The sequence below is a fragment of the Blautia sp. OF09-25XD genome (assembly GCF_003482095.1).
In the GTDB taxonomy this organism is placed as follows: domain Bacteria; phylum Bacillota; class Clostridia; order Lachnospirales; family Lachnospiraceae; genus Fusicatenibacter; species Fusicatenibacter saccharivorans.
In genome coordinates this window covers 35,880-61,649 of sequence record NZ_QUMG01000016.1, presented here as the reverse complement: position 1 = coordinate 61,649, position 25,770 = coordinate 35,880, and the positions used below count along the sequence as shown (strand labels likewise).

General features: G+C 49.0%; 24 protein-coding genes and 4 pseudogenes. 4 read left to right on the top strand and 24 right to left on the bottom strand.

Features of this window, described 5'->3' with window-relative positions; all coding sequences use genetic code 11:
• Positions 1–11: 11 nt before the first annotated feature.
• From rplB to DXA93_RS12790, 6 genes are all read right to left on the bottom strand, one after another.
• Positions 12–857, bottom strand: coding sequence for a 50S ribosomal protein L2 (gene rplB / locus DXA93_RS12815; RefSeq protein ID WP_055266980.1), 846 nt, complete (start codon positions 855–857; stop codon positions 12–14).
• Between the two features lie 61 nt (positions 858–918).
• Positions 919–1,218 (bottom strand): 50S ribosomal protein L23, encoded by a 300-nt coding sequence (rplW, locus tag DXA93_RS12810; protein ID WP_022461664.1) that lies wholly within the window; start codon positions 1,216–1,218, stop codon positions 919–921.
• Complete coding sequence (gene rplD / locus DXA93_RS12805) at positions 1,218–1,838, bottom strand: 50S ribosomal protein L4 (RefSeq protein WP_055220759.1); 621 nt, start codon at positions 1,836–1,838, stop codon at positions 1,218–1,220. The genes rplW and rplD overlap by 1 nt, the downstream gene beginning before the upstream one ends.
• A 26-nt stretch (positions 1,839–1,864) precedes the next feature.
• Entirely contained in the window at positions 1,865–2,500 is a 636-nt protein-coding gene (gene rplC / locus DXA93_RS12800) for a 50S ribosomal protein L3 (protein ID WP_022461666.1), read from the bottom strand.
• A gap of 193 nt (positions 2,501–2,693) precedes the next feature.
• Positions 2,694–3,011 carry a 30S ribosomal protein S10 gene (gene rpsJ, locus DXA93_RS12795; protein ID WP_117510469.1) on the bottom strand — a complete coding sequence of 106 codons (318 nt, stop codon included), beginning with the start codon at positions 3,009–3,011 and terminating at the stop codon, positions 2,694–2,696.
• Between the two features lie 509 nt (positions 3,012–3,520).
• Positions 3,521–4,567: a hypothetical protein gene (locus DXA93_RS12790; RefSeq protein WP_119208526.1), complete on the bottom strand. Its 1,047-nt coding sequence runs from the start codon at positions 4,565–4,567 to the stop codon at positions 3,521–3,523.
• A 187-nt stretch (positions 4,568–4,754) separates the two neighbouring features.
• Between DXA93_RS12790 and DXA93_RS12785 the strand changes: the two genes are divergently transcribed.
• The gene (locus tag DXA93_RS12785) at positions 4,755–5,510 is read left to right on the top strand and encodes a GNAT family N-acetyltransferase (protein ID WP_055220765.1); all 756 of its coding nucleotides are present in this window, start codon (positions 4,755–4,757) and stop codon (positions 5,508–5,510) included.
• A 98-nt stretch (positions 5,511–5,608) separates the two neighbouring features.
• Here DXA93_RS12785 and DXA93_RS12780 read toward each other — a convergent pair whose 3' ends face one another.
• The 5 genes and pseudogenes from DXA93_RS12780 to mtaB form a co-directional block, all read right to left on the bottom strand.
• On the bottom strand, positions 5,609–5,872 hold the full coding sequence (locus DXA93_RS12780; protein WP_055227733.1) for an HPr family phosphocarrier protein: 264 nt from the start codon (positions 5,870–5,872) through the stop codon (positions 5,609–5,611).
• Entirely contained in the window at positions 5,869–6,807 is a 939-nt protein-coding gene (whiA, locus tag DXA93_RS12775; protein WP_055227735.1) for a DNA-binding protein WhiA, read from the bottom strand. The genes DXA93_RS12780 and whiA overlap by 4 nt, the downstream gene beginning before the upstream one ends.
• A gap of 10 nt (positions 6,808–6,817) precedes the next feature.
• On the bottom strand, positions 6,818–7,699 hold the full coding sequence (rapZ, locus tag DXA93_RS12770) for an RNase adapter RapZ (RefSeq protein WP_055227737.1): 882 nt from the start codon (positions 7,697–7,699) through the stop codon (positions 6,818–6,820).
• Positions 7,700–7,728: 29 nt separating this feature from the next.
• Positions 7,729–8,663: pseudogene (gene murB, locus DXA93_RS20975) on the bottom strand (UDP-N-acetylmuramate dehydrogenase).
• 236 nt (positions 8,664–8,899) lie between these two features.
• Positions 8,900–10,234: a tRNA (N(6)-L-threonylcarbamoyladenosine(37)-C(2))-methylthiotransferase MtaB gene (gene mtaB, locus DXA93_RS12760; RefSeq protein WP_119208524.1), complete on the bottom strand. Its 1,335-nt coding sequence runs from the start codon at positions 10,232–10,234 to the stop codon at positions 8,900–8,902.
• Between the two features lie 162 nt (positions 10,235–10,396).
• Between mtaB and DXA93_RS12755 the strand changes: the two genes are divergently transcribed.
• A complete protein-coding gene (locus DXA93_RS12755; protein WP_022461844.1) occupies positions 10,397–10,630 on the top strand; it encodes an HPr family phosphocarrier protein in 234 nt (77 codons plus the stop codon).
• A 133-nt stretch (positions 10,631–10,763) separates the two neighbouring features.
• Here DXA93_RS12755 and thiI read toward each other — a convergent pair whose 3' ends face one another.
• From thiI to DXA93_RS12705, 11 genes and pseudogenes are all read right to left on the bottom strand, one after another.
• Positions 10,764–11,942, bottom strand: coding sequence for a tRNA uracil 4-sulfurtransferase ThiI (thiI, locus tag DXA93_RS12750; protein ID WP_082424694.1), 1,179 nt, complete (start codon positions 11,940–11,942; stop codon positions 10,764–10,766).
• Between the two features lie 9 nt (positions 11,943–11,951).
• Positions 11,952–12,608 (bottom strand): FAD-dependent thymidylate synthase, encoded by a 657-nt coding sequence (thyX, locus tag DXA93_RS12745; protein ID WP_022461846.1) that lies wholly within the window; start codon positions 12,606–12,608, stop codon positions 11,952–11,954.
• Between the two features lie 16 nt (positions 12,609–12,624).
• Positions 12,625–13,778, bottom strand: a pseudogene (locus tag DXA93_RS12740) (cysteine desulfurase family protein).
• Positions 13,778–14,530, bottom strand: a complete 753-nt coding sequence (locus tag DXA93_RS12735) for a 16S rRNA (uracil(1498)-N(3))-methyltransferase (RefSeq protein WP_022461848.1) — start codon at positions 14,528–14,530, stop codon at positions 13,778–13,780. The pseudogene DXA93_RS12740 and the gene DXA93_RS12735 overlap by 1 nt, the downstream one beginning before the upstream one ends.
• Before the next feature lie 42 nt (positions 14,531–14,572).
• Complete coding sequence (prmA, locus tag DXA93_RS12730; RefSeq protein ID WP_022461849.1) at positions 14,573–15,529, bottom strand: 50S ribosomal protein L11 methyltransferase; 957 nt, start codon at positions 15,527–15,529, stop codon at positions 14,573–14,575.
• A gap of 112 nt (positions 15,530–15,641) precedes the next feature.
• Positions 15,642–17,003, bottom strand: a complete 1,362-nt coding sequence (locus DXA93_RS12725) for an MFS transporter (protein ID WP_243109228.1) — start codon at positions 17,001–17,003, stop codon at positions 15,642–15,644.
• A 495-nt stretch (positions 17,004–17,498) separates the two neighbouring features.
• Positions 17,499–18,367: pseudogene (gene rfbD, locus DXA93_RS12720) on the bottom strand (dTDP-4-dehydrorhamnose reductase).
• 180 nt (positions 18,368–18,547) lie between these two features.
• Positions 18,548–19,438, bottom strand: coding sequence for a glucose-1-phosphate thymidylyltransferase RfbA (gene rfbA, locus DXA93_RS12715; RefSeq protein WP_022461852.1), 891 nt, complete (start codon positions 19,436–19,438; stop codon positions 18,548–18,550).
• A 265-nt stretch (positions 19,439–19,703) separates the two neighbouring features.
• Entirely contained in the window at positions 19,704–20,267 is a 564-nt protein-coding gene (locus DXA93_RS18975) for a chloride channel protein (protein WP_256372473.1), read from the bottom strand.
• A gap of 14 nt (positions 20,268–20,281) precedes the next feature.
• Entirely contained in the window at positions 20,282–20,926 is a 645-nt protein-coding gene (locus DXA93_RS18970; protein WP_256372651.1) for a chloride channel protein, read from the bottom strand.
• Between the two features lie 37 nt (positions 20,927–20,963).
• Positions 20,964–21,197, bottom strand: a complete 234-nt coding sequence (locus DXA93_RS12705) for a MarR family transcriptional regulator (protein WP_022461854.1) — start codon at positions 21,195–21,197, stop codon at positions 20,964–20,966.
• Between the two features lie 167 nt (positions 21,198–21,364).
• Here DXA93_RS12705 and DXA93_RS12700 point away from each other — a divergent pair, with 167 nt between their 5' ends.
• Entirely contained in the window at positions 21,365–21,793 is a 429-nt protein-coding gene (locus DXA93_RS12700; RefSeq protein WP_117761427.1) for a hypothetical protein, read from the top strand.
• A 131-nt stretch (positions 21,794–21,924) separates the two neighbouring features.
• Here DXA93_RS12700 and DXA93_RS12695 read toward each other — a convergent pair.
• Positions 21,925–22,568 (bottom strand): annotated as a pseudogene (locus DXA93_RS12695) (DUF4317 family protein).
• A 203-nt stretch (positions 22,569–22,771) separates the two neighbouring features.
• Here DXA93_RS12695 and DXA93_RS12690 point away from each other — a divergent pair.
• A complete protein-coding gene (locus DXA93_RS12690) occupies positions 22,772–23,689 on the top strand; it encodes a metallophosphoesterase family protein (RefSeq protein ID WP_022461857.1) in 918 nt (305 codons plus the stop codon).
• A gap of 69 nt (positions 23,690–23,758) precedes the next feature.
• Here the strand turns inward: DXA93_RS12690 and DXA93_RS12685 are convergent, their stop codons facing one another.
• The gene (locus DXA93_RS12685) at positions 23,759–25,753 is read right to left on the bottom strand and encodes a beta-galactosidase (protein WP_022461858.1); all 1,995 of its coding nucleotides are present in this window, start codon (positions 25,751–25,753) and stop codon (positions 23,759–23,761) included.
• Positions 25,754–25,770: the final 17 nt, after the last annotated feature.

Here is a 25,770-nt window from a genome sequence, read left to right as displayed (position 1 = left end):
CGTTTACCTCCTTATTTCGATAAAGCTTTTCCATCGCGTCTTCTTACGATGTACTTGTTAGACTGCTTGTTCTTTGCTCTGGTCTTCAGGCCAAGAGCCGGTTTTCCCCAAGGAGTAGACGGGCCCGGACGTCCGATACCGGTCTTTCCTTCTCCACCACCATGTGGATGGTCATTCGGGTTCATGACAGAACCACGTACAGTCGGGCGGATACCCATGTTACGTTTCCGTCCTGCTTTACCAATGTTGATCAGGCTGTGCTCGCCATTTCCAACAACACCGATGGATGCACGGCAGTTGATCGGAACCATTCTCATCTCTCCGGACGGAAGACGAAGGGTTGCGTATTTGCCTTCTTTAGCCATCAGCTGAGCGCCATTACCAGCTGCACGAACAAGCTGTCCGCCTTTGCCTGCATGAAGCTCTACGTTGTGAACCATGGTACCAACCGGAATCTCGGACAGCGGCAGGCAGTTTCCAGGTCTTACCTCGGCAGCAGCGCCGCTCATAACCTTCATGCCAACTTTCAGTCCTTCCGGAGCCAGGATGTATGCTTTCTCGCCGTCTGCATAGCAGATCAGAGCGATGTTTGCTGTTCTGTTCGGATCGTACTCGATCGATTTAACGATTGCCGGAACATCATCTTTTCTTCTCTTGAAGTCGATGATTCTGTATTTTCTTCTGCTTCCGCCTCCGCGGTGTCTTACAGTGATTTTACCCTGGTTGTTACGACCAGCGTTTTTCTTCAGGGACACTACCAGAGATTTCTCCGGTGTGCTCTTCGTGATTTCGTTGAAATCAGAGGAGGTCATGTGTCTTCTGGAAGGTGTATATGGGTTAAAGCTTTTGATTCCCATTACTTTGTTCTCCTTTCATTTCGTATCGCACTTATGTGTGCATATTTCGAACAGCTGCTAATTAAAGTCCTTCGAAGATTTCGATATCTTTGCTGTCCTCGGTCAGAGCAACGATTGCTTTCTTGCTCTTTGCAGTTTTTCCAACTACCATTCCACGACGTTTGTTCTTTCCGTCCATGTTCATGGTGTTTACGCTTTTTACTTTTGTTCCTTCGAACATTTTCTCAACTGCTTCTTTAATCTGAGATTTGTTTGCTTCCGGGTGAACCATAAATGTGTATTTCTTCTCGCCCATAGCGTTCATGCTCTTCTCAGTTACGATTGGTTTCAGGATTACGTCGTAATATCTGATATCTGCCATTATGCGTACACCTCCTCGATAGATGCAACACTTGTTTTGGTTGCGATGATGGTGTTGTATTTCAGCATGTCGAATACGTTGATGGTATTAACAGATGCAGTCTGAACGCCAGCAATGTTTCTTGCGGACAGTGCTACGTTTTCGCTATCATCTCCGATGATTACCAGTGCGTTGTTTACTTTGAGGTTGTCAAGCACTTTCTTCATCTCTTTTGTTTTAACTTCTGCAAGTTTCAGCTCATCAAGAACGATGAATTTGTTCTCCTGAACTTTGCTTGTCAGAACGGATTTTAATGCAGCTCTTTTCTCTTTCTTGTTCATTTTGAAAGAGTAATCTCTTGGTACTGGAGCGAATACAACTCCGCCGCCTGTCCACTGAGGAGCTCTTGTTGAACCCTGTCTTGCGTGACCTGTTCCTTTCTGTCTCCACGGTTTTCTTCCGCCACCGCTTACTTCGGAACGGGTTTTAGCTTTCTGAGTTCCCTGACGATTATTTGCAAGCTGAAGCACTACAGCCTGATGTACCAGATGCTCGTTGATTTCTACACCGAACACTGCATCATTAAGCTCCATGCTGCCAACTTCTTTGCCTTCCATATTTAATACAGATACGTTAGCCATTACGTGTGTTCCTCCTTTCAACGAACTTATTTACCGCATTTTACTGTCTCTTTGATGGTAACCATGGATTTTTTCGGTCCTGGTACAGCACCTTTGACTAACAGTAAATTGTTCTCTACGTCAACTTTTACGATTTCCAGGTTCTGTACGGTGATTTTCTTTCCACCCATCTGTCCTGGCATTCTTTTTCCTTTGAATACCTTACTCGGATCGGAGCAAGCACCATTGGAACCTGCGTGACGATGATATTTGGAACCATGAGCCATAGGTCCTCTGGACTGACCATGTCTCTTGATGGCACCCTGGAATCCTTTACCTTTGCTTGTTGCAGTAGCGTCGATTTTGTCGCCTGCGCCAAAGATATCGGCCTTGATTTCCTGTCCTAATGTATAGGTTTCGGCATCTTCAAATCTGAACTCTTTCAGATATCTCTTGCAGGAAACACCTGCTTTTGCGAACTGGCCTTTCATCGGTTTGTTCACACGGTTTTCTTTCTTCTCGCCGAAGCCTACCTGAATTGCACTGTACCCGTCGTTGTCTGCGGTTTTCACCTGTGTTACAACACACGGACCTGCCTGCAATACAGTTACCGGTACTAAAACACCGTTTTCGTCGAAGATCTGAGTCATTCCGACTTTTGTAGCTAAAATTGCTTTCTTCATTCCTTTTACCTCCTGTTTTATCTACAGCGGAACTTCCTATTATAAAGAAGTTCATTCTAGCGAACAGTTGATATAAGTGGAACACTATGACCCTTAGGGATGTTGATTCCTTCGAATGAGTGTTGCTTCTATATCATCCATTGCTTACTTAATTGATGGCCGGGGGCTGATCCCGGACTTTTTGCAGCTGATCTTATTTGTTTTTCATCTTGATGTCGATGTAAACACCAGCCGGCATTTCCAGTCTTGATAATGCATCCACTGTTTTCTGGGTAGGTGCGATGATATCAATCAGTCTCTTGTGGGTTCTCTGCTCGAACTGCTCACGGGAATCTTTGTACTTATGAACTGCACGAAGGATAGTTACTACCTCTTTCTTCGTTGGAAGCGGTACTGGTCCGCTCACCGTTGCTCCGTTCTTCTTTACAGTTTCGATAATTTTCTGTGCAGATGCATCTACTAACTGATGATCATACGCTTTCAGTGTAATTCTCATTACTTGACTTGCCATAAAAAAAGTCGCCTCCTTTTCGCACTTTTACGAGTACGACAAGCGGTGACTGTACACTTACCCGTGTGTGTCCTGATGTTTGCACACGGTCGTTTCCACTCTTACAGGTGGACTTAATTGTGGGTACAGTGACTTGTCGCCAGTTTCTTTAACTTGACATTCGCTCCACGGAAAACCCGCTGTTTCTCAGCGGCAACCTCGCGCTTCAACGCTATCAATGTCACAACAGTTGTTAGTATACAAGAAAGCACGCGAAAAATCAAGGTTTTTTTTTATTTTTTTCGATTTATCCGTTTTTATGCAAAAAGAGAAATACAGGGGGGCCGTGTTGTGCACTTTTCCTATATTTCTCTCTTTTTTGACGTTTTCCAACTATTCAGAGCCCCATCTCGATTCCGCTGCGATGCATCTCGATGTGGCTTCTTGCCATATGAACAAAAAGAAAAGAACGTTCATTCATGCAAGCATGATTCGCGTTCTTTTCTTTTCGTTCGCATGGCTCTGAATAGTTACAGAATGTCGGAATAATCTAAGATTGTGATGCCGGTTGCAGGATCTTCAATGACTTTCGGGTCATCTCCGGCTGCGTGGGCCTTCTGGAGGAGTTCTTCCGCCGTGTAAACCGGCATGGCAAGTTCGATCGGCTCGGACGGTTCCGGTTCCGGCTCTTCGATGGTTTCTTCAAACTCTTCGATTTCTTCCACAGTTTCCGGCTCTGTAGATTCCGTTTCTTCGGTTTCTTCTGTCACTTCTTCCGCTGTTTCTTCTGCGGCAGCTTCTTCGACGATTTCCGTTTCTTCCACGGCTTCCGGAATTTCTTCGGTTTCTTCTCCTCTTACAAGGTTCTGCAGATCGACGGTATTAAAGGACACCTGCTCCGTTTCTTCTTCTTCCAGATCCGGAATTTCAAATTCGTCCTGTTTCTCTTCTTCTGCCGTTTTCTGGTCGGCTGCTCTCAACTGTTCGGTCATTTCCTGTTCTTCCCGTTTCTTTTTTTCTTCCAGGGCAGCTTTCTTTCTGCTGCGAAGCTCTTCGGACGCTTTCTCATCGTCCTCGTCTTCGTCTTCTTCCTCTTCTTCCTCATCCTCTTCTTCATCACGTTTCCATACCTCGGAAAGGATGAACAGAATGACCAGAAACAGAATGGCAAGTCCGATGATCATGATTCCCTCTCTGCTCTGCGCCGCCATCGACAGAAAGCCGATCACCGGAATCGTGATGATCACTTTGCTCACGGTTGCTCTCACGGTAATTTCCGTTGTGTCTCCACTGATCACATTTTTTACGGATGCGGTTCCGGCAGCGATGTCGAGGGACTGTATCGTATAGATATACTTTCCGGAATTGTCATCAACCAGGATTTTGTCTCCCGTCGCAACCGATGACGTATCTGTCTTCTTTGCGTACGTAACAGCGCCGCGGGAAATGTTGGTATTTCCCATCCCGTCTGAGACAAGTGTCGTGATGCCGGCAAACGGCGGAATCACCAGTGCGCCTGCTGACAGGATTGCAAGCAGAAGCAGCGTATTCACAATTACCTTCAGTAATTTTGACATATTCAATTCTCCTTGTATTCTCAGTCTTTGCCCCCTATTATAACCCCTTTTCTTCGATTATGCAAGAAAACGTTACGCATCGTGTCCCGGCCGCCCGGTTCCGCGTGTCGAATTTTTCGATTTTTTCTTGAAGATCTGTCCTGTTTCTTCTATACTATATGCATAACCAAAGGGGGAATACTTTCATATGAATACACTGATCAAAACCATCGAAGATCTTTCCCTGAACGCATGGCCGTCTCACCAGATCGAGCTGTACGACGGATGGATTCTTCGTTTTTCTTATTTTTATACACACCGGACCAACAGCGTCGAGCAGATCGGGCCGTCCACGATTCCGGTGGAGGAAAAAGTGCAGTACTGTGAGGAGATCTACCGTCGCTGGGGTACACCGGCAATTTTCAAGATCAGTCCGCTTGTCAATCCGGGCTTTGATGCAATGCTCGCCGACCGCGGCTATGTAGTCCAGCACACGACGCACGTCATGACAATGGATCTGGCGAACTTTGCCAAAAAGGATCCTGCCGTTGCCGTGACCGTCAGCAGCTTTATCCCGCCGAAATGGATTGACAGCCTCTTTGCTTTAAAGAGCACGACGAACGTGATGCACCGTATGGTCGTTCCTTCGATGTACCGCGCCATTCCAAAAGAAACCATCTGTACCTCCATCCAGGATGAAACCGGAACAATCGTTGCCACCGGCCTTGGCATCCGCGACCGCGATTACGTCGGTGTCTATGCCATCCATGTGCATCCTGCGTACCGCCACCGCCACTACGCTTCCTCGATCTGCCGCACAATCCTCTCCGAGGGAATCCGGCTCGGTGCAACGAAAGCGTATCTTCAGGTTGTCGAGGGAAACACGCCTGCGATCACACTGTATGAATCGCTCGGTTTTTCCTATCTCTATACCTACTGGTTCCGCGCGAAGAACGTGGTCTGATTTTCGTCTGTTTTCGCATAAAAAAGCATAGCAAAACGCATGTCAAAATTTTCTGACATGCCGTTTTGCTCTATGTTTATGCTATAAGTGCAGTAAGATTATTCAGCAGAAGGACTGCTTAAATATTTTTCAACGCCGTCCATGGCTTCGCTCTCGTCTTTTCCGTTTGCGGTCACGGTAACTTCCTCGCCATTGTCCAGACCAAGTGTCATCATACCCATAATGCTCTTCGCATTTACTTTTTTTCTGCCGCTCTCGACGTAGATTTCACTTTCGTACTGGCTCGCTACCTGTACCAGCATGGCAACTGGTCTCGCCTCCAGGCCGCTTGAAAGACGAATTGTGATTGGTTTCTTAATCATAATACTTCTCCTCCTTGTTTCCTTCGCAAATCTTCTGCAATCTCTTTTAGTTTCCTTAATCTATGATTAACTCCGGATTTACCAACAACCGGCGTTAACATCTTGCCCAGTTCCAGAAGCGATGCTTCCGGGTATTGTAAGCGGAGCCTTGCCATCTGCTCCAGCGGTTCCGGCAGAGAAGAAAAGCCTGTGGTTTCTTCGATATACCGGATATCTTCGATCTGGCGGATCGCCGCGCTGACCGTTTTGTTGATGTTGGCAGTTTCACAGTTCACCTTTCGGTTGACACTGCCGCGCATTTCTTTTAAGATCCGCACGTTTTCCAGATTCATAAGTGCGATGTTGGCTTCCATGATGCCAAGCATCTCCACAATCTGTGCGCCTTCTTTCATATAAACCACATGGTGGTTTTTCCGGAGAACGATCCGTGCATCAATTCCAAAGCTTTTCAGAAGTTCCTGCACCTGTTCTGCTCTCGGCGCATCGGGGCAGACAATTTCGAGATGGTAAAACCGGTTGGGATCGCTGATGGAACCGGACGCTAAAAATGCGCCCCGCAGAAATGCCCGTTTGCAGCACTGACGCTGTACCACAACAGCCGGAATCGGCATTGTTAACTGCCGGTCTGTCTCGTGTAACTTCACTGCCTGCAGAATCTGACGGGTTTCTTCCCTGTCATTTGCGCGGATCAGATACGTATTTTCCTTCTGATTCAGCTTAACTGCAAGCTCTGCCTCTATATTAAATGTTTTTTTCAATAAAGTAAAGTACTTTCTTGCCACATACGCATTCTCTGTCTGAATCCGTATCGTCCCGTCCTTCTCGGAAATCTGTCCGCAGAGTGACAGGATCGCCGCTGTTTCCGCAATCTGGCAGTGGCGTGCCGTCGGAAGATGTCTCGATAATTCCTCTTTTACCTCGCTTGAGAATGACATCCTTCCACCTCTAAATTCCTTTTCGGATGGCGTCTTTTTCCAGATCCCGGTGCTCAATCCGGATTCCATAGTCCTTCGCGTTGGAAAGACGCCGGTACAGCTCGTTGGCAAGGGTTACGGAACGGTGTTTTCCGCCGGTGCAGCCGATGCTGATAATGAGCTGATGCTTGCCCTCGGAAATATAATTCGGAATCAGAAAACGGATCATATCCTCTAATTTTTCCGCAAACACCTGCGCTGTCTCAAATCCCATCACATAATCCCGCACCGGAGCATCGTTGCCGGAGAGCGGGCGCATGCCTTCTACGTAGTAGGGATTCGGCAGGAACCGCACATCGAAAACAAGGTCCGAATCCGCCGGGATTCCGTATTTGAATCCAAATGAGAGCACAGTAATCATCAGATTTTTGAATTTCTGATCCTGCACGAAAATCTTATCGAGCTCCGCTTTCAGCTCTCTTGTGAGAAGCTGGCTCGTATCGAGAATGTAGTCCGCATCTTTTTTCAGGAACTCAAGTGCTTTGCGCTCTTTTCTAATTCCCTCATCCACCCGTCCAAGACCTGCCAGCGGGTGCGTTCTTCTCGTCTCTTTGTATCGTTTGACCAGCACGTCATCGGACGCGTCCAGAAACAGGATCTCATAGCAGATTCCGTTGATGCTCATCCACTCCAGAACACTCTGCAGGTCCGGGAGCGCCTGGCCGCTTCGGATATCGATTCCGACTGCCACTTTCTGGATTTCTCCGGAAGTACCGTCGGCGGTAAGCTGTGCAAATTTTTCAACCAGCGGGATCGGAAGGTTATCGACGCAGAAATATTCCGCGTCCTCCAGCATTTTCAACGCTGTACTTTTTCCCGCACCGGACATGCCGGTCACAATTACAAAACGCATGTTTTTTCTCCTTTGGTGGATAACGAAAATCAGAATTCCCCGAGGAACTGGATTTCCGGCTCAAGCTGTACGCCAAACTGTTCTTTTACTTTTGCCTGGATCTGACGGATCAGTTCCATCACATCCGATGCGGTTGCACCGCCTGCATTGATCAGAAAGCCGCAGTGTTTTTCCGATACTTTTGCACCGCCGACTGCGTAGCCGGAAAATCCGGCATCCATCACAAGCTTGCCTGCAAAATAGCCTTCCGGCCGCTTGAATGCGCTGCCGGCGCTCGGATACTCGAGCGGCTGTTTCTCTACCCGCTTGTTTTTCAATTCCTGCATGCGGGCAAGAATTTCTTCTTTATCTCCCGGAACAAGCATAAGTTCTGCTCCAAGTACGACGTAGCCTCTGTCTTTGATGACGCTGGCACGGTAGCCGAAGCCGAGCTCTTCTTTTTCCAGTTCCCGGATCTCACCTTCTCTTGTGAGTACAGTGACATTCTGTACAATATCCTTCACCTCTCCGCCGTAGCTCCCGCGTTCATACGGACGCCGCCGCCTAAAGTTCCAGGGATTCCGGAGGCAAACTCCATACCGGAAAGACCGGCTTCTCTTGCCGCCCGGCTGATGGATACGAGCATGCTTCCAGCTTTCGCCCGGATTCTGTTTCCTTCCACTTCGATTCCCTGAAAGTTTTTGTAAACCGAAAGAATCACACCGTGGTAGCCCTCGTCACTTACAACGAGATTGCTGCCGTTTCCGGTGACGAACCACGGGATCTCTTTTTCTTCGCAGAGAGCCACGATTTTTCTAATTTCTTCTTCTGTATGAGGAGCGACGAAATAATCTGCCGGACCGCCCACACGGAAGGTCGTATGATTTTTCATCGGTTCTGCGGTCTGTACCGCATCTTCCCCTGCAATTGCATAAAGTTCTCTGACAATCTCTTCTTTGATCACGATTTTTACCCTTTGCCGCATCTGCGGCCGAACATTTCATTACGAATTACTACGAATTACAGATTATACTTTTTAGACGCGAAAGCAGCCGACATCCCTCACTTCTTCGTTCGTTCTGCCAGCCGCTGTTTTTCTTCTTCGTCTGCCCGCCTTTTTGCAGGCTCACGGGGTATTCTACCACGAACCCTCAAAAAGTGCAACGAACTTTTTCGTTCCGGCTCTTTTTTCTATCAGATCTTCCGGATCAGTATCATTTCCTACATCAGACAGTCTTTTCCATGGATTCTCGACGGGGTGACAAGCACCATCTGATTCATGAGATTTTCTTCTGAAAGAACAGCAACGCGCAGATATTCTCTCGTGTGTCCCGTCCAGTAACGGACGCCGTCGATCTCGACTTCTTCTTCCATGAGCACTTCCAGCTCTTTTCCGAGGAAGCCTTCCATATATTCCTGTCTCCGTCTCTCGTCCAGTTCCAGCAGAACGTGGCTGCGCTTCGTCTTCTCCTGCTCCGGAATCTGGCCTGCCATCGCTGCGGCGCGGGTGCCTTCTCTTCTCGAATACTTGAAGATGTGAGTCTCGAAGAAATGAATGTCCTCGACAAAGGCGCGCGACTCTTCAAACTCCTCCTCACTCTCCTGCGGGAAACCGACAATCACATCGGTCGTCAGCGCCGGATTTCCATATACCTTACGCAGCAGATCGCATTTGTGTTTGTATTCTTCTGCGGTATATTTCCGGTTCATCCGCTTCAGTGTTCCATTGCTTCCGCTCTGCAGCGAAAGATGGAAATGCGGGCACACCTTCGGCATTGCGGCGATCGCCTCTGCAAACTCTTCGGTGATGATGCCCGGCTCCAGGGATCCGAGACGGATTCTTCTGATGCCGTCCACTGCATCAACAGCGCGGATCAGGTCGAGCAGCGTCTCTTTTTCGCCCTCCGGGAAATCGAGTCCGTAGGAGGAAAGGTGGATACCGGTCAGCACGACTTCCTGGTATCCGGCCTCCACCAGACGTTTTACTTCTTCTACCACATCACTCTGGCGGCGGCTTCTGACTCTGCCGCGCGCGTACGGGATAATACAATAAGTACAGAACTGATTGCATCCATCCTGTACTTTCAGGAATGCGCGGGTGTGCTCCGCCGTTTTGCTGATCGAGAGTGTCTCGTACTCACGGTTGTGTGTCATATCCACGAGGAAGCTCTTACACTCCGCGTCGGATGGTTTTCCACCATCCTCACGTTCTGCCAGAAAGTTTTCCAGAATATCCACAAGATCTTTCTTCTTATTATTTCCGATGATCAGATCAATCGCCGTATCCTCTTCGAGTTTTTCCCCAGCCGCCTGCACATAACAGCCGCAGGCCACGACAACCGCATCGGGATTCATCTTTTTCGCTTTGTGCAGCATCTGCCGCGATTTCCGGTCCGCAATGTTCGTCACGGTACACGTATTGATAATGTAAACATCCGCTCCCGGTGCAAAAGGCACGATCTCGTACCCTCTGTTTTCGAGGAGCTGCTGGATGGCTTCCAGCTCATATGCGTTCACTTTACACCCAAGATTATGCAAAGCTACCGTTTTTTTCATGCCATACTCCTTTCTTCTTCATCTTTATTATTAAAAATCACGAAGATTCCACTTTATCTTTGTATGTTTTCGCATTGACTTTTTCCCCTCCAGACGGTAAGATAAAGCTGTTAAATGAGGGTAATAAATAATGTTAACCAAATAACAGGGAGGATTACAAACATGAAAACAGTACAGATTTCTCTTAATTCTATCGACAAAGTAAAATCTTTCGTCAACGACATTTCCAAATTCGATTTTGATTTCGATCTGGTATCCGGAAGATACGTGATCGACGCAAAATCCATCATGGGAATCTTCAGCCTCGACCTTTCCAAACCGATCGACCTGAACGTCCATGCTGATGGAGATGCTCTTCAGACCGTACTTGATGTTCTTGCTCCGTACATTGTATAATTACGATAGAACATAAGGGCCGCGCACTCGCCGCGGCTCTTTTTTTGTCTTTGTTTATCATCAGGACCGGATCTTGTTTTTCAGAACCCCCAAAACAAGATCCGGCCTTTTTGTTCTTTAAAGCAAGTTTTCCTTAGCAGACCTCGATCGTCTCTGCGGTAGAAACTGCGCGTTCCATCATCTCGTCGATCACGTCGTCCAGATGGCGCTCGGAGCATTTGATGACATTCAGGTTCGGTTTTGTCACCGGATGCTTTGCAACGAAGATCGTGCAGCAGTCCTCATACGGCAGAACAGATGTCTCGTACGTACCGATTTTTTCGGAAATATCGACGATCTCCTGTTTGTCGAAACCGATCAGCGGACGGAAGACCGGCATGGTGCAGACTTCGTTGGTAACGGCGAGGGAATGCATCGTCTGGCTTGCCACCTGTCCGATACTCTCTCCGGTGATCAGGCCAAGGCATTTGTCCTGACGTGCAAACGCTTCTGCGATCTTCATCATATAACGGCGCATGATGATGGTCAGCTCGTCGTGCGGGCATTTTTCGTAGATTGCAAGCTGGATCTCGGTGAAGTTGACCACATGCAGACGGATCGGGCCGCTGTAGCGTGCAACGAGTTTTGCAAGATCCACAACCTTCTGTTTGGCTCTCTCGCTGGTGTACGGCGGAGCGTGGAAGTAAACGGCATCAATCTTAACACCGCGTTTTGCGATCATGTATCCGGCAACCGGACTGTCGATACCGCCGGAAAGCAGCAGCATGGCCTGTCCGTTTGTGCCGACCGGCATACCGCCAGGGCCTGCGATGCTCTCGCAGTACAGATAAATCTTCTGACGCAGCTCGACGTTCAGATAGATATCCGGCTCGTGAACGTCTACTTTGAGGTTCGGGCAGACATCGAGGATGCGACCGCCCAGCTCGCAGTTGACTTCCATTGTGTGCATCGGATAGTTTTTGTTCGCACGGCGTGCGCATACCTTAAAGGTTTTCTCCTCGGTCGGGTACAGCTCTTTCACGTAGGAAACCACTGCCTCTGCCAGATCTTCAAAGCCGGTGTCCTCTAAAATGACAACCGGGCAGATCTCGGCGATACCGAAAACTCTTGTCAGCGCATCGACAGCGCCCTCGTAATCAAAGTCTCCTTCGGTGTTGACATAGATTCGTCCCATCTCACGGGTGACCTGGAAATTTCCGTCTACCGGGGCAAGCGCGTGCTCCATCTGTACGCAGAGCGCTTTCTCGAACAGATGACGGTTCTTTCCTTTAATGCCGATCTCGGCATATTTTACCAGAAATGCTTTGTACATCATCGTTTTTTATTCTCCTTTTTTCTCAGCCAGATCACGGAAGAACAGAGGATATTCCTCAGAAAATTTCTTCAGGATCAGGTCAGATACCTGACGCATCTGCGGATGTGCGGCGTTGGCGCTTCGAAGCCGGATAAAGTGGCGCCACTCTCTTAAGTTCATGGTCATGACGATCTCGGTTTTCAGGGAGTTCGGAAGAATGCTTCTTGCCTCCTCCGGCTTTGCTCCGAGTTCGAGCATCTGGAAGTAATACTGCTCTGCAGCTTCCATTGCTTTCTGCCATACCTCGTATTTTTTACGGTCGTTCTCGTCGTCCAGATCATAGGAAAATCCGGTTGCCAGATCGATACAGGTGATCTGGTTTCCAAATTTATCTTTCGAATAGTTGCAGTAGCGGGTGCTCTCCTGGCTGTAGCTTGCGATACGGTGGCGGACGATCTCATGGGTCACGCCGCGGTCGCACGTTACTTTTACGGTGATGGAGCCGTGCTCAATGACGGATTCATGGCCGCGTTTGATGATGCCTGCGATGAATTTCTCTGCAGTGCCTTCTCCAATGCGCTCCTCGCTCTTGTAGCAGACTCTTCCGATTTTCTCGATCCGGCGCAGCATATCCTCGTAGGATTCGGTGCTCAGGATTTCAATTTCCGGCTGTATTGTAATCATAATTTTCCTCTTTCTATTATTTCCTGGTAAATCTGCGCAGCATCGGCAGTACCTCGCGCAGCGTATCCAGGGTGTAATCAATCTGTTCCAGTGTCGTAAATTCGCTGAAGCTGAACCGCACGGCAGACTCCATCTCGGCTTTCGATGCGCCGATGGCAGTCAGCGTCGGGCTTCCGGCTCTCTTGTGTGATGAGCAGGCGCTTCCGGCGGAAACGTAGATCTGGCGGTCCTCCAGCGTGTGCAGCAGCACTTCACTACGCACATTTAAGAACGATGCATTGACAATCTGCGGCGCACCCTCTTCTTCCGGCATGCATGGATGACCACATCGTCCAGCTCCCGCAAGCCTTCGATCAGACGGTGTTTGCAGGCACGCATCTGCGCAGTCTGCTCGTCAAAATGCCTGTAAACGATCTCAGCGGATTTCGCAAGGCCTGCGATGCCCGGCACATTGTCGGTTCCGGAACGCATGCCGTTCTGCTGGCCGCCGCCTAAGATCAGCGGACGGATTTTTGCTTTCTCATCAATATATAAAAAGCCGCTTCCCTTCGGTCCGTGGATCTTGTGGCCGCTCACGGAGAGCATGTCGATGCCCATCCGTTTCGGATAAATCCGGTATTTGCCGAACGCCTGGATCGCATCGACATGAAAATACGTTTTCGGATTTTTCGCCTTGATTCTGCGTCCGATCTCCCCGATTGGCTCAACAGCACCGATCTCATTGTTGACATACATAATCGAAACGAGAATCGTCTCCGGCGTGATCGCTTCTTCGAGTTCGTTCACATCCACAAGGCCTTCTTTATTTACCGGCAGGCGCGTAATACGGAATCCCTGCTCCTCCAGAAATGCCAGCGGTGCCGACACGGCCGGGTGCTCGATCGCGCTTGTGATGATGTGGTTTCCCGTTCTCTTATTTGCCATTGCTGTTCCGACGAGCGCCCAGTTGTCGGACTCTGTGCCACCGGAGGTAAAGAAAATTTCTTTTTCTTTGACTTTCAGAATCTTTGCCAGCGTTTCCTGGGCGGTTCTGATATATTGTTCTGCTTCTACCCCTTTTTGATGCATCGCAGACGGATTTCCATAATGATTTACCATCAGATCACAGACGAGATCTGCGGTTTCCTGATAAACACAGGTGGTTGCGGAATTGTCCAGATATGCTTCCATTATCTTGTTCGTTCCCTTCCTTCTAAAAGATACACCAGAATGGAAAGCACGGTCATTCCGGCCGTTTCCGTGCGCAGAATGCGCTTTCCGAGCGTAATCGGCTCTACCTTTTCCTTCATGGCCATTTCCACTTCCGCTTCGTCGATGCCGCCCTCCGGTCCGATCAGGATCGCAATAGATTCACCCGGTTCAATGGATTCCAGAATTCTTCTCGTTCCTTCCATCCCCTCTGCGTTCTCATACGGCATCAGGCGAACGTCTGATTCTGCCATCATTGCAAGCGCCTGCTGAAATGTAACAGGCATGTGTACCGTCGGAATCTGCATCCGTTTGGACTGCTTTGCCGCACCAAGCGCGATCGTCTGCCAACGCTCTGCTTTCTTTTCCGCCTTTTTCCGGTCCAGCTTCACAACGCAGCGTTTCATCTCCACCGGAACAATTTCCGTCGCACCAAGTTCCACTGCTTTTTGGATGATCAGTTCCATTTTGTCACCTTTTGGCAGACCCTGAAACAGTACAATTCCGGACGGGAGTTCTCTGTCTGCTGCTGTGACTTCTTCTACTGCGGCAAGAACCTCCCCTTCCGGGAAATCCGAAACGGCACAATGATATTCCTTTTCGCCTCCGGTACTGACCAGTATTTTTTCGCCCGGCCGCATGCGGAGCACATTTTTGATGTGATTAACGTCACTGCCCGTGATGTGGACAGTGCCGTCATAAATCTGACTTTCTTCTACAAAAAAACGGTACATGAATCTGTTCTCTTTCTCTTCTGGTGTTTCGCTTTTCTTAATTTACATCGGTTTTCTTGCTGTAACAGAAACCCATTCGCCCTGATGTGTAACTTCAACTACTTCAAGTCCCGCTGCAACGACTGCCTCTTTGACAACTTCCTCTTTCACATCGAGAATGCCGGATGTGATATAAACAGCGCCCGGCTTCATCTGGTGTACGATTACCGGCGTCAGCGGAACGAGAACATCTGCAAGAATATTGGCGGTAACGATATCGTATTTCTCGTATCCGACTCTGTCCTGTACTTCTTTGTCATCAATGATATTTCCGATCATCATATCAAAAGCTTCTACCGGAATTCCATTAACTTCTTTGTTTTCCTCAACCGCAGGAACCGCACACGGATCGAGGTCTGTTCCGACCGCATGACGCGCACCAAGCTTCAGTGCAATAATCGAAAGAATACCGCTTCCGGTTCCGACATCAAGCAGCTCGGTATCCTTTGTCACATATTTCTTTAACTGACGGATGCAAAGCTGTGTTGTCTCATGCATACCCGTTCCAAAGGCTGTGCCCGGATCGATATGGATGATCATTTTATCCCGGTCTTCCGGCTTTACTTCCTCCCAGGACGGGATGATCAGAATGTCGTCCACATAGAACTGTTTGAAATACTGTTTCCAGTTGTTGATCCAGTCCTTGTCCTCTGTCTCAGACTCTGTGATGGTGCACTCTCCAAGGTCCAGGAACTCCTGCATTTCTGCAAGTGCCGCGCGGACATCTGCAAGAACCTTCTCCTTGTCCTCATCCACATCGAGGTAAAAATTCAGGTAGGCAATGCCGTCGTCATCCGGAATATCCGGCATGATATCCACGAACATCTGCTGTTTGTCGCTCTCGGTCAAAGGCTGTTTGTCCTGAATTTCCACGCCTTCGATTCCCACATCGGCCAGAGTGGAGATCACAATGTCTTCCACTTCCGATCTTGTTTTTAATGTAAATTTATTCCATTTCATTGTTTAAACTCCTTTTTGCGCTTCTCTTTTCCATACGTGCAAAGAAAACCACATTTATCATACACGATATCGTTCCTGTTGTAAATGTTATTTTCGGCTTTTACGGCCCGTCTCAATCCGAAATCTTTGTCAGAAAGCCATCTTTTTTCGCCTTCTGATAACGCCATATCAGCCCGAGTGTGGATAAAATGCGAACCCCAAGATCTATCAGGTTGAACCGGTACAGTGCCGTAAGATCTGCCCCAAGTGCCGTATACAGACGGACACCAAGCAACGGCAGAACACTGTTGGTCAGCGTCGTCATCATCGTAAAGAGGCTGATCAAAAGCGAACGGTTCTTTTCCGGTGCGGCATTTAAAAGAATCTGTACCGTGCAGAGTGCAACGGCACACTGTGGAGCGTTCAGAACCGTCATCAGAACAATAAAAGTAACCCCGCGGTACGCCAACGGTAAATGTGGAACCAAAATCATAATAACCGGGCAGAAGCAAAGACCGATCCCGGCGAAAATCAGTGCAAAATCCGGCGATTTTTTCCGGACAACCTTCGCGATCATTCCAACTGCCGCAAGCTGACCGATATTGAAAACACCGTTGCAGATGGAAAGTGTCATCTCCGACATTTTGCAGTATTTGACCTGTCCTAAATACCACATGCTCCAGTCAAGCTGCCAGGTGATATAGAAAAAGACCACCGGCACGAAGAACCAGCGCAGTGCTTTATTTTTTCCCACACTTGTGATCGCCTCCAGCAGGTCAGGAACAGAAAAACGTGAGGATGCATTTCCCGCTTCTGCCGAAGCTTTGCCCTCCTCCTGCTGTTTCACCGGAATTTTTTTGATTGCAGCGGCCTGCAACAGAACACAGACAGCAGACAAATAAAAGAAGCTTCGGAGTACCAGAAGCTTTCCATCGGCCGTGTGGCATCTTCCCATCAGAATCCCGCAGATCACCGGTGCAAAAATGCCAATCACAAACATGAACTGATTCCGAAAGGCATAGACATCATTTCGCTGTCGCAGCGAAACCGCAGCACCGAACATCGCCTGCCACTGCGCATTGTAGATGGCAAGTGCACCCGCAGTAAATGCCAGCGATACAAAAAACAGATCCATACGTCTCTCGCCGAGTACCGGTACACTGCCAAGAAATGCATAACCGGCACACATCATAAGAAGCGTAAGCAGCGGTATCGTCTTTGTCGACTTCAGATGATCCGCCAGAATTCCAAGCGGCAGCAATGCTGCACACGCTACAATGTTCGGCACCATCTGGATAATGCCGATCTGACTGTCGGTTGCACCCATGTTTGTCGCATACAGATTCAGGCCGAAACCGTTGATCGATGTGATATATTGCAGAAATACACCCTCGACGGCAAACAGCAGCATGATCTGCGCAGATGGCGGCATCTTCTTTGCCCGGTAAAACAGACTCTTTTTCATTGCTTCATCCCCCATGCCTTCTTTTGTCATCTTCACGTTCCTGCCCCCTGCCGGATACGTAAAGATTCTGCTCTCATAATGGCAATTTCATGTTCAAATGTCAACAGAAATACCCGGATCCGATGTGAGAATTTTAACGGCATTTTCTGTCAATATTCACAAAAGAAAAAAGGGCATTTTCCCTGTTGAATGCATGGGTTTGGCATAAGAAAAAGGAGCCCCCGTTTTACCTGGGGCTCCGCCTATTGGAAATGTTTATAGCAATCTCAGAAACTATAGCAAGACCAGAAAATAACGCAAAAAAGGCAGTGCTGCAGGGCGCGAATTACAAGGAACGGATTTGAAGGCGTACCGGGGTACGACGAAAATCCGTGACGCAGTAATTCACGTTCTGCAGTGCTGAATTTTTTGCGTTATTTTCTGGTCTTGCTATAAATTCATCTCCCACCGCAGAACGTATCTTCTTGCCGGAAGAGGATAAAAAAATTCAGAACTGCTTTTTTGCATTATTTTCGGGGTTTGCTATCAGAATTCGATCTCGCGCAGATATCTGTGCAGCGCATCCTGCCAGGTCGGCAGTTTTTCGAATCCGTTCTCGGTCAGTTTCTCTTTGCTCATGCGGCTGTTGGACGGACGTTTTGCTTTTGCCGGGTACTGGTCAGAGCTTACCGGTGATACACTTACTTTTCCGTAAGCCGGATCGATCTCAGCGGCCTGTTTGAAAATCTCGCAGGCGAACTCATACCAGGAGCAGAGTCCCTCGTTTGTTGCATGGTAGCGGCCGTAGTTCTCTTTCTCTGCCATGTCAACAAGCAGGCGGGACAGGTCGTAGGTGTAGGTCGGGCTTCCTACCTGATCATCTACAACAGTCAGATGATCGTGTGTCTTTCCAAGGTTCAGCATGGTCTTGATGAAGTTCTTTCCGTTCACGCCGAATACCCATGCGATGCGGACGATGTAGAATTTTTTCACCCATTTCTCTACCGCGAGCTCTCCCTCGTATTTCGTCTGGCCGTATACGTTCAGCGGATGACGCTCATCATCCGGCTCCCACGGGCGGGTACCCTGGCCGTCGAATACGTAGTCGGTGGAGATGTAGATCATTTTGCAGTCAAGGTCATGGCAGACTTTTGCGATGTTCTCGGTTCCGACTGCATTGACCTGATGTACTTTTTCTTTTTTGTCATCATCCTCAGCAAGGTCTACAGCGTCCATGCTGCACAGTGGATTACGACATCCGGATTTGCTTCGGTAATGACTTTTCTTACGCTTTCTGCATCGGTGATATCCATTTCTTCAATATCAACGCCGATTCCTTCATGACCGCGTTTTGCAAGTTCATTCATGACGTCATGGCCGAGCTGGCCTTTTACACCTGTTACAAATACTCTCATAATGGTTCTCCTTTTTTCTGATTTTGTTATCGTTATGTTTTGTCTGTCTCTTGTTTTTCAGTCTGATTTTCTGTTTGTACCATGAGTATAAAGGATGACGTTATGTCATGGTCAAGCACTTTTTTCAAAAACTGCCCCGGATTTTTCTTCCGGGGCAGTTTTCTTCAACGCTGTTCGCTTTTATTTGTCGATATATTTTCCGTTCATCACATCCATCAGATACTGGCCGTACTGATTTTTCTTCAGTGGCTCGATGTCGGTCAGAAGCTGGTCTTTGCCGATCCAGCCGTTCAGGTAACCGATCTCCTCGAGGCACGCAATCTTGCGGTGCTGATGCGTCTCGATGGTTTTTACGAAGTTGGTTGCCTCTACCAGACTCTCATGTGTACCGGTATCCAGCCAGGTGAAGCCCTGTCCGAGAAGCTCAACGTTCAGGCTGCCGTCTTCCAGATAGATCCGGTTCAGGTCGGTGATCTCAAGCTCTCCGCGCGGTGACGGTTTCAGGTTTTTTGCATACTCTACGACTTTGTTGTCATAAAAGTACAGACCTGTAACGCAATAGTTTGATTTCGGTTTCTCCGGTTTCTCTTCGATGGAGATGGCTTTTCCCTCGGAGTCAAATTCTACGATCCCGAAACGCTCCGGATCATCTACATAATAGCCGAATACGGTTGCGCCTTTTCCGGTCTCAGCGTTTTCTACTGCTGCTTTCAGGCGTTTGTTCAGACCGTGTCCGAAGAAGATGTTGTCGCCGAGCACCATGGCAACGGAATCATCCCCGATGAACTCCTCGCCGATGATGAAGGCCTGTGCCAGTCCGTCCGGGCTTGGCTGTACCTTGTAGGAAAGCTGTACACCGAACTGATGGCCGTCACCGAGCAGTGCCTCGAAACGCGGGGTGTCCTGCGGGGTGGAGATGATCAGGATGTCGCGGATGCCTGCATTCATAAGAACAGACAGCGGATAATAGATCATCGGCTTGTCATAGATCGGGAGAAGCTGTTTCGATGTTACCATAGTTAACGGATAAAGACGTGTGCCGGAACCTCCGGCAAGTACGATACCTTTCATAATTCGTTACTCCTTTTTCGTATATGATACCTCTAGTATAACCTCATTCCCGGAAACGCGTCAACCCGTATCGTAACGTAACCGTTACTGTTCACCCAGCAGTGAAACACTTGCTGTTTCGCTGCGTAAGAACATGTTTCAGGTGTGAGCAACCCTCCTTTTGCGAAGCAAAACTTTAAATGAGGGTTGCGAATGTTACAGTTCGCTGGGCACCAGTGAACTGTAACACGTAACGGTGTGTGATAACTTTGTGACGTTTCTGTTATCAGCAGCTGTATTTCGTCAGTTTCTGGCGGGAATAGATCGAGCTGTTGCGGTTGAATACGTAGGCCGCGGTGCAGACAATAAAGAAATATGGCAGATAATCGTAGCCAAAAATCTCGCCGCCAATGAAAATAGCCGCCAGTAAGGTGTTGGTTCCGCCGCCAAAAACCGCCGCATAGCCAAGCGCCGCGGAAAGCTCCACCGGAATACCGAACAGATTGCCAAGGACTGCTCCCAGGGTTGCTCCGATGGTAAACAGCGGTGTTACCTCGCCGCCCTGAAACCCGGCGGACAGCGTCAGAATTGTCAGGATAAATTTCAGCGCCCAGTCATATGCATATACCTTTTCCCCATGAAATACCGCTTCCACCAGATTCGTTCCAAAGCCGCAATACCGTCCGCGGTACAGAAGCAGGAACAGAATGCTAAGGATAACACCGATGGAGAAAACACGCACCAGCGGATTTTTGATTTTTTCGCCGAGATATTTTTTCGTGTGCTTTAAGCACCAGGCGAAGAGGCCGCCTGTGATTCCAAAAATAATACCAAGTGTAATCAGACGCACCAGCAGGAACGGTGTCAGGCTTTCGCTGATGTGGACAGCCAGATTTTCTTTGCGGATTCCAAGCAGGGAGCTACAGCGCTCGCAGAGAAAGATGCGGTAAACGCCGGAAGCAGTGCCTCGTACCGCATTTCACCCGCAGCGAGCACCTCTACCGCAAAGATCACAGCTGCAATCGGCGTTCCGAACATGCCCGCAAAGCCGGCGGCCATACCGGTTACCAGAAAGATACCGGGCGCGTTTTTAAACGGTAATTTTTTGCCGGCAAAATAGGAAAACACAGCACCGATCTGAACGGCAACGCCCTCGCGGCCGGCACTTCCACCGAACAGATGCGTCAACGCCGTTGAGAGCATTGCCAGCGGAATCATGCGAAGCGGAAGCTCTGTCTCCTCTTCATACGCTACATCAAAAATCAGACTCATGCCTCCTTTTCCCCTGCCACCGAATTTCTGATTGACTGCCACGATCACAAGACCTGCCATAGCGAGAAACGGCAGACACCAGAAAAGATGTGCCACGCGAACAGCCGTGACTTTCAAAAGCAGACGGCAGAACAGCGCCTCAATCAGACCGACTGCCGCACCGAGCGGAACGCCGGTCACACCGAGCAGCAGCAGGGCGCCGTAGGTGCGAAGGGATTTCTTCAGTTCTTCTTTCATTCTCTTTCTCTCCTTTTCGAATTCTGCTGTTATCATATCACGAAGCGGACAGATTGTGAACTATGGATACCTTTTCCTCCATACTCTTTGCCAGTGCGTCGGCAAATTTTTCCTGCATCCGGATTGCTTCTGTCATCTCCTGCTCCGTAAACTGCGCCGCAGCTTCCTCCTCGGACTGAAACAGCGGAAGAACCAGCTCTCTCGCATACTGTTTTCCCGTTTCAGTCAGACTGATGATTTTTTCCCGCCGGTTTGCCGGATTGACTTCCATTTCGATATATCCTGTTTTCGTTTTTAGTCCGTTTTCGTACTTTTTGTTTTAGTGTTTTTTTCTTCCTTTGTCAAGATTTCCAAAAGCCTCTTTTTTCCGTATATTTTCCGGCATTTTTCAAATACTAGCAACTGTCCAGACACTGTTAGGGAAAGGAGATTTTGAAGATGAGAAAAATCAGAAGAGTGTATATGACGCTGGCATTGGCGGTATTACTGGCCGGGATGACGGCCTGTGGAAACAACACCACGAACGACACCGGAAATGGCAATACCAACACGGAGAGCGACATGGGACAGACGGATAACAGAAACGATGTCAATACGACAGAGATGCCGTCAAACGACAATGTAAATGATGTGACGGAGGGCACCGATGGGAATGCCAACGGTACGAACGGTACAAATACCGGGGATGGAAATACCCTTGGGGATGATGTCGGCGACGCCGCTGAAGATGTGACCCGTGGTGTCGGTGAGGGCGTTGAGGATGTCGGCCGCGCGGTGGACGATGTGGTAAGCGGCGGCGACAATGAGACGCAGAATCCGCAGGAAAACGGAGCAACTACACAGAATGGAGCGGGGATGGCACAGTAAATATGCACTTCTGCTGCTCCCGTATCTAAAAAACTTCCCTTGGCGAACGATATATGCAGGTTCGCCGGGAAGTTTTTTTACTGCCAGGCACATCAGCACCTGGTTTAATCCGTCAATTTTGATTTTTTCTTTTACAGACCGCATCTGAATTTTCTGCCCTTCGCGCCAAGAATGCTGGCCATCCGATCGCCCCACGCTGCACGCTCTGCATAAATATCAACCCGTTCCAGATCTCCGCTCCGGTCCACAAAGGCAGGGAACAGGAATCCACAGATAGGATTTCCCGGCTCGTATTCTCCAACCAGCGGGCAGACAGCGCAGATCAGATAGGGGAACATCTCCTCGGATTCCCCCAGGCGCTCTTTATCGGAAGCCTTTGCAGGAATATCATACCGGTCATAAAACATGTAAATGGCATAAGCCCCGTGAATCTGCAATCCTTCGATCAGGATATCATAGAACGTTTCCAACAGCGCATCGTTCTTCAGTCCGCATTCCCGCAGCGCCATCAGCATCTGCCAGATACTGCCCGGCCCCTGGGATGTTTCCGGAAACGGTATTCTCGCAGCTTCTCATTCGATTCCGCAAACGGAATTTTCTTGGCAATCGCCAGATTCCTGGCCTTTTCCGAACCGGACAGTTTCAGAAAATGAATGTTGAAACTGCCGTCATACTCCCCATCCGAATCCGTATAGCAACCCGCCATCCGCACAAACGAAGTCCGCGCCGGCGTCATCCTCCTCGTCAGCTCCAGCATGTCTTCCCGATTAATCATACATTCCCTCCGACAGTAAAGATATTCGAAACTCTCTGCCTTTGATCTTATCATAACATGCTTTTTCTGTCAGCAGGTTTTTAAATTGCGTTCTTTCTCTCCATCTGATAAAATCGAAACAGTATCTCGCATTTTATAATTTTGATATAGAGAGATGTTGGGACAAAACACCTTTTGACTCAATATCACAGAAAGGACGACACATGAAATTAGCAGTAATCAGTGATCTTCACGGGAATTATTATGCGCTCGCAAAGGTGCTGGCATTTCTTCGCAGTCAGGAGATCGACGGTATCATCGGGCTGGGAGATTTTGTAACAGACGGGCCTTTTCCGCAACGGATGATGAGAGTGCTTCGCGAAATGCAGGAGGAGTTTCCCTGCTATCTGGTGCGGGGAAACAGGGAAGAATATCTGCTGGAAAATATCCGGCATCCGCAGAACTGGAAGGCAGGTTCCTCGACAAGCGGACTTTTGGATTATACGTTTCGGAATCTTACCGGACAGGATCTGGAATTTTTCGAACATCTGCCGACAGACGGTGTTCTGGTCGGAAAAATAAATGAATCAGGCCGGCTGATTCCTGTTTTTGTTCCGCAGGAAGAAATCACACCGGATACCTGCCGCGAATCTCTCTTCCCGGCACTTCGTCTCTGTCACGGCGCGCCCGGAGAACTCCGTGGGAATTTCGGTCTGCATCCGGAGCTTTTGCTGTCCCATCTGAAAAATCTCGATGCCGCAATCCTGCTCGGCGGGCACAGCCACAAGCAGGAGCAAAGAGAATATGCCGAAAAAACATACCTGAATCCCGGTTCCCTTGGGCTTGCGCTTGATGGAGTCGGCGGCCATGCCCATTTCGCGATTCTGACGCTGGAAAACAGCACATGGCAGATCGAATGTTTTCAGATTCCCTACGATCTCGAAGGCTACCTCGCCGAATTCGACCGCGCCGGGCTGGAAACGCATGGCAGTGTCCTTGCCCGTTCCTTAAAACGGACATTGACCTGCGGCGTGAATTATTTTTATCTCACCGTAAAACGAGTGCGTGAACTCGCCGATGCACTGGCACTGACCGATCTGGACGAAGAGGTCTGGAAAAAGGCGGAACAGGAACTGAAATAACCGTCCATTCAAAAGACGGCAGGCTGTGTACTCACACACAGCCTGCCGTCTGTTTCTATTCCCTAACTTCTATTTTTCTTTTCGAAACACAACCGTCTCAAATCTTCTGACCACTCCATCATACTCTCCCGTCATCGGCTGGTATGTTTCCGTATCCATCGGAAATGCAGCCGGTTCAGCTCCGTAGTTCTGTACAAACAGATACTTGTATTTCTCATCCTCCCTTGTTGCAACATCGAGCCCTTCCGGGATTTCGGCTGCCGCGCGTTCCAGGCCTTTTTCTTCTGCCAATTTCCGGCAGAAGTCATCGTAAAATGCCTGTTCAAAATCTGCGCAGACATAATACGCCTCGCCCTCTCCAAATACATTTTTCGTCAGTGCCGGATATCCCGCATAGAAATCGTCACGGTATGCCAGCAGCGTTTCGGCACCGTTCGTTTTTACCAGGTCGCAGAAATTTCGGATTTCATATGTCTTTCCTTCTCCCACACCCGCATTCACATCCTGATCATACAATGCGTCCAGCTCGGTGCTCCGCAGGCCGAATACATCCATCAGTCCGTGCGGGGTTCCGCCGAGGAAACAGAGGTCGTTTTCATCCACAACTCCCGACCAGTATGTCATCACAAAGGTGCCGCCGTCTGCCACGAAATTCCGGATTTTTTCCTCAATTCCGGCCCGAAACAGATACAGCATCGGTGCAAAGACAATCCGGTAGCCGGAAAGACTCTCCTCCATATCAAGGAAATCCACATTCACACCCAGTTTCCGAAGACCGCCATATACTTTCTTCACGGTATTCATGTAATGCAGTCCCATATTCCGTGGTCCCTGCGCATCCTCCATGGCCCAGCGGCTTTCGCAGTCATGCAAAATTGCAGCCTGTGCCTTCGTCGTGCTTCCCGCAATCTGCGCCAGATCCAAAAGCGCCTCGCCCGTCTCTGTCACCTCACGGAACACGCGCGTATCCTTTCCGCCGTAGTGGTCAATGACCGCCCCGTGGAACTTCTCGCTCGCACCGCGGCTCTGGCGGATCTGGAAATACTGGACACTGTCGGAACCATGCGCCACTGCCTGCAGCGATGCCGCCTTTAAAAGCCCAGGCCGTTTCAGCTTGCTGACACTCTGCCAGTTCGTGCTTGTCGGGCAGGACTCCATCAGAAGGAACGGTTTTTTCATCAAACTCCGCATAAAATCGTGCTGCAGTGCCGCATCAAGCGCAGTCACCTCTTCTGCTTCCTTGTGCCAGGTCGGATAATTATCCCATGACACCACATCAATCAGATCCTTGAACTTATGATAATTCAGTCCCTGGAAATCATACATCATGTTGATTGTCACCGGAAGTTCGGAACCGCCCGCGCGGATCGCTGCTTTTTCCCAGGCAACAAAGTCTGCTGTCTGATCTGTCACAAACCGTTTCCAGTCAAGATTCAGTCCGTGAAGCCCCATCTCACCCTTTGGGGACGGACTCTCAATCTGCTCAAAATTCTGATACGAATGGCTCCAGAACGTTGTATTCCACGACATATTCAATGCATCAATCGTCTCATATTTTTTCTTCAGCCACCCCTGAAATGCCTTCTGGCAGAGCGGGCAATGGCATTCTCCACTCAGTTCATTCGAAATGTGCCACATTTTTACCGCCGGGTGCTTTCCAAACTTCTCGCTCAGCAGGCGATCAATTTTCCCCACCTTTTCCCGGTAAACCGGCGAAGTATAACAGTGATTATGGCGTCCGCCGAACAGATTTTTCGTGCGGTCCGCGTTTACGCGCAGTACCTCCGGGTATTTGTCTGCAAGCCACTTCGGGCGTGCTGCAGACGGTGTCGAGAGAATTACTGAAATCTCATTCTTATACAGCTGATCCATGATCTTTTCCAGCCATTCCAGGTGGTATACACCCTCCTCCGGCTCGAGCACAGACCAGGAAAAGACACCAAGCGTCACCTCGTTGATATGCGCCTCCTTCATATATTCGATATCCTGCTCCAGAATTTCCGGCATCGCAAGCCACTGCTCCGGGTTATAATCCCCTCCATAGATAAATCCACTCTGGTTCATGTTCGTTTTCCTTTCTC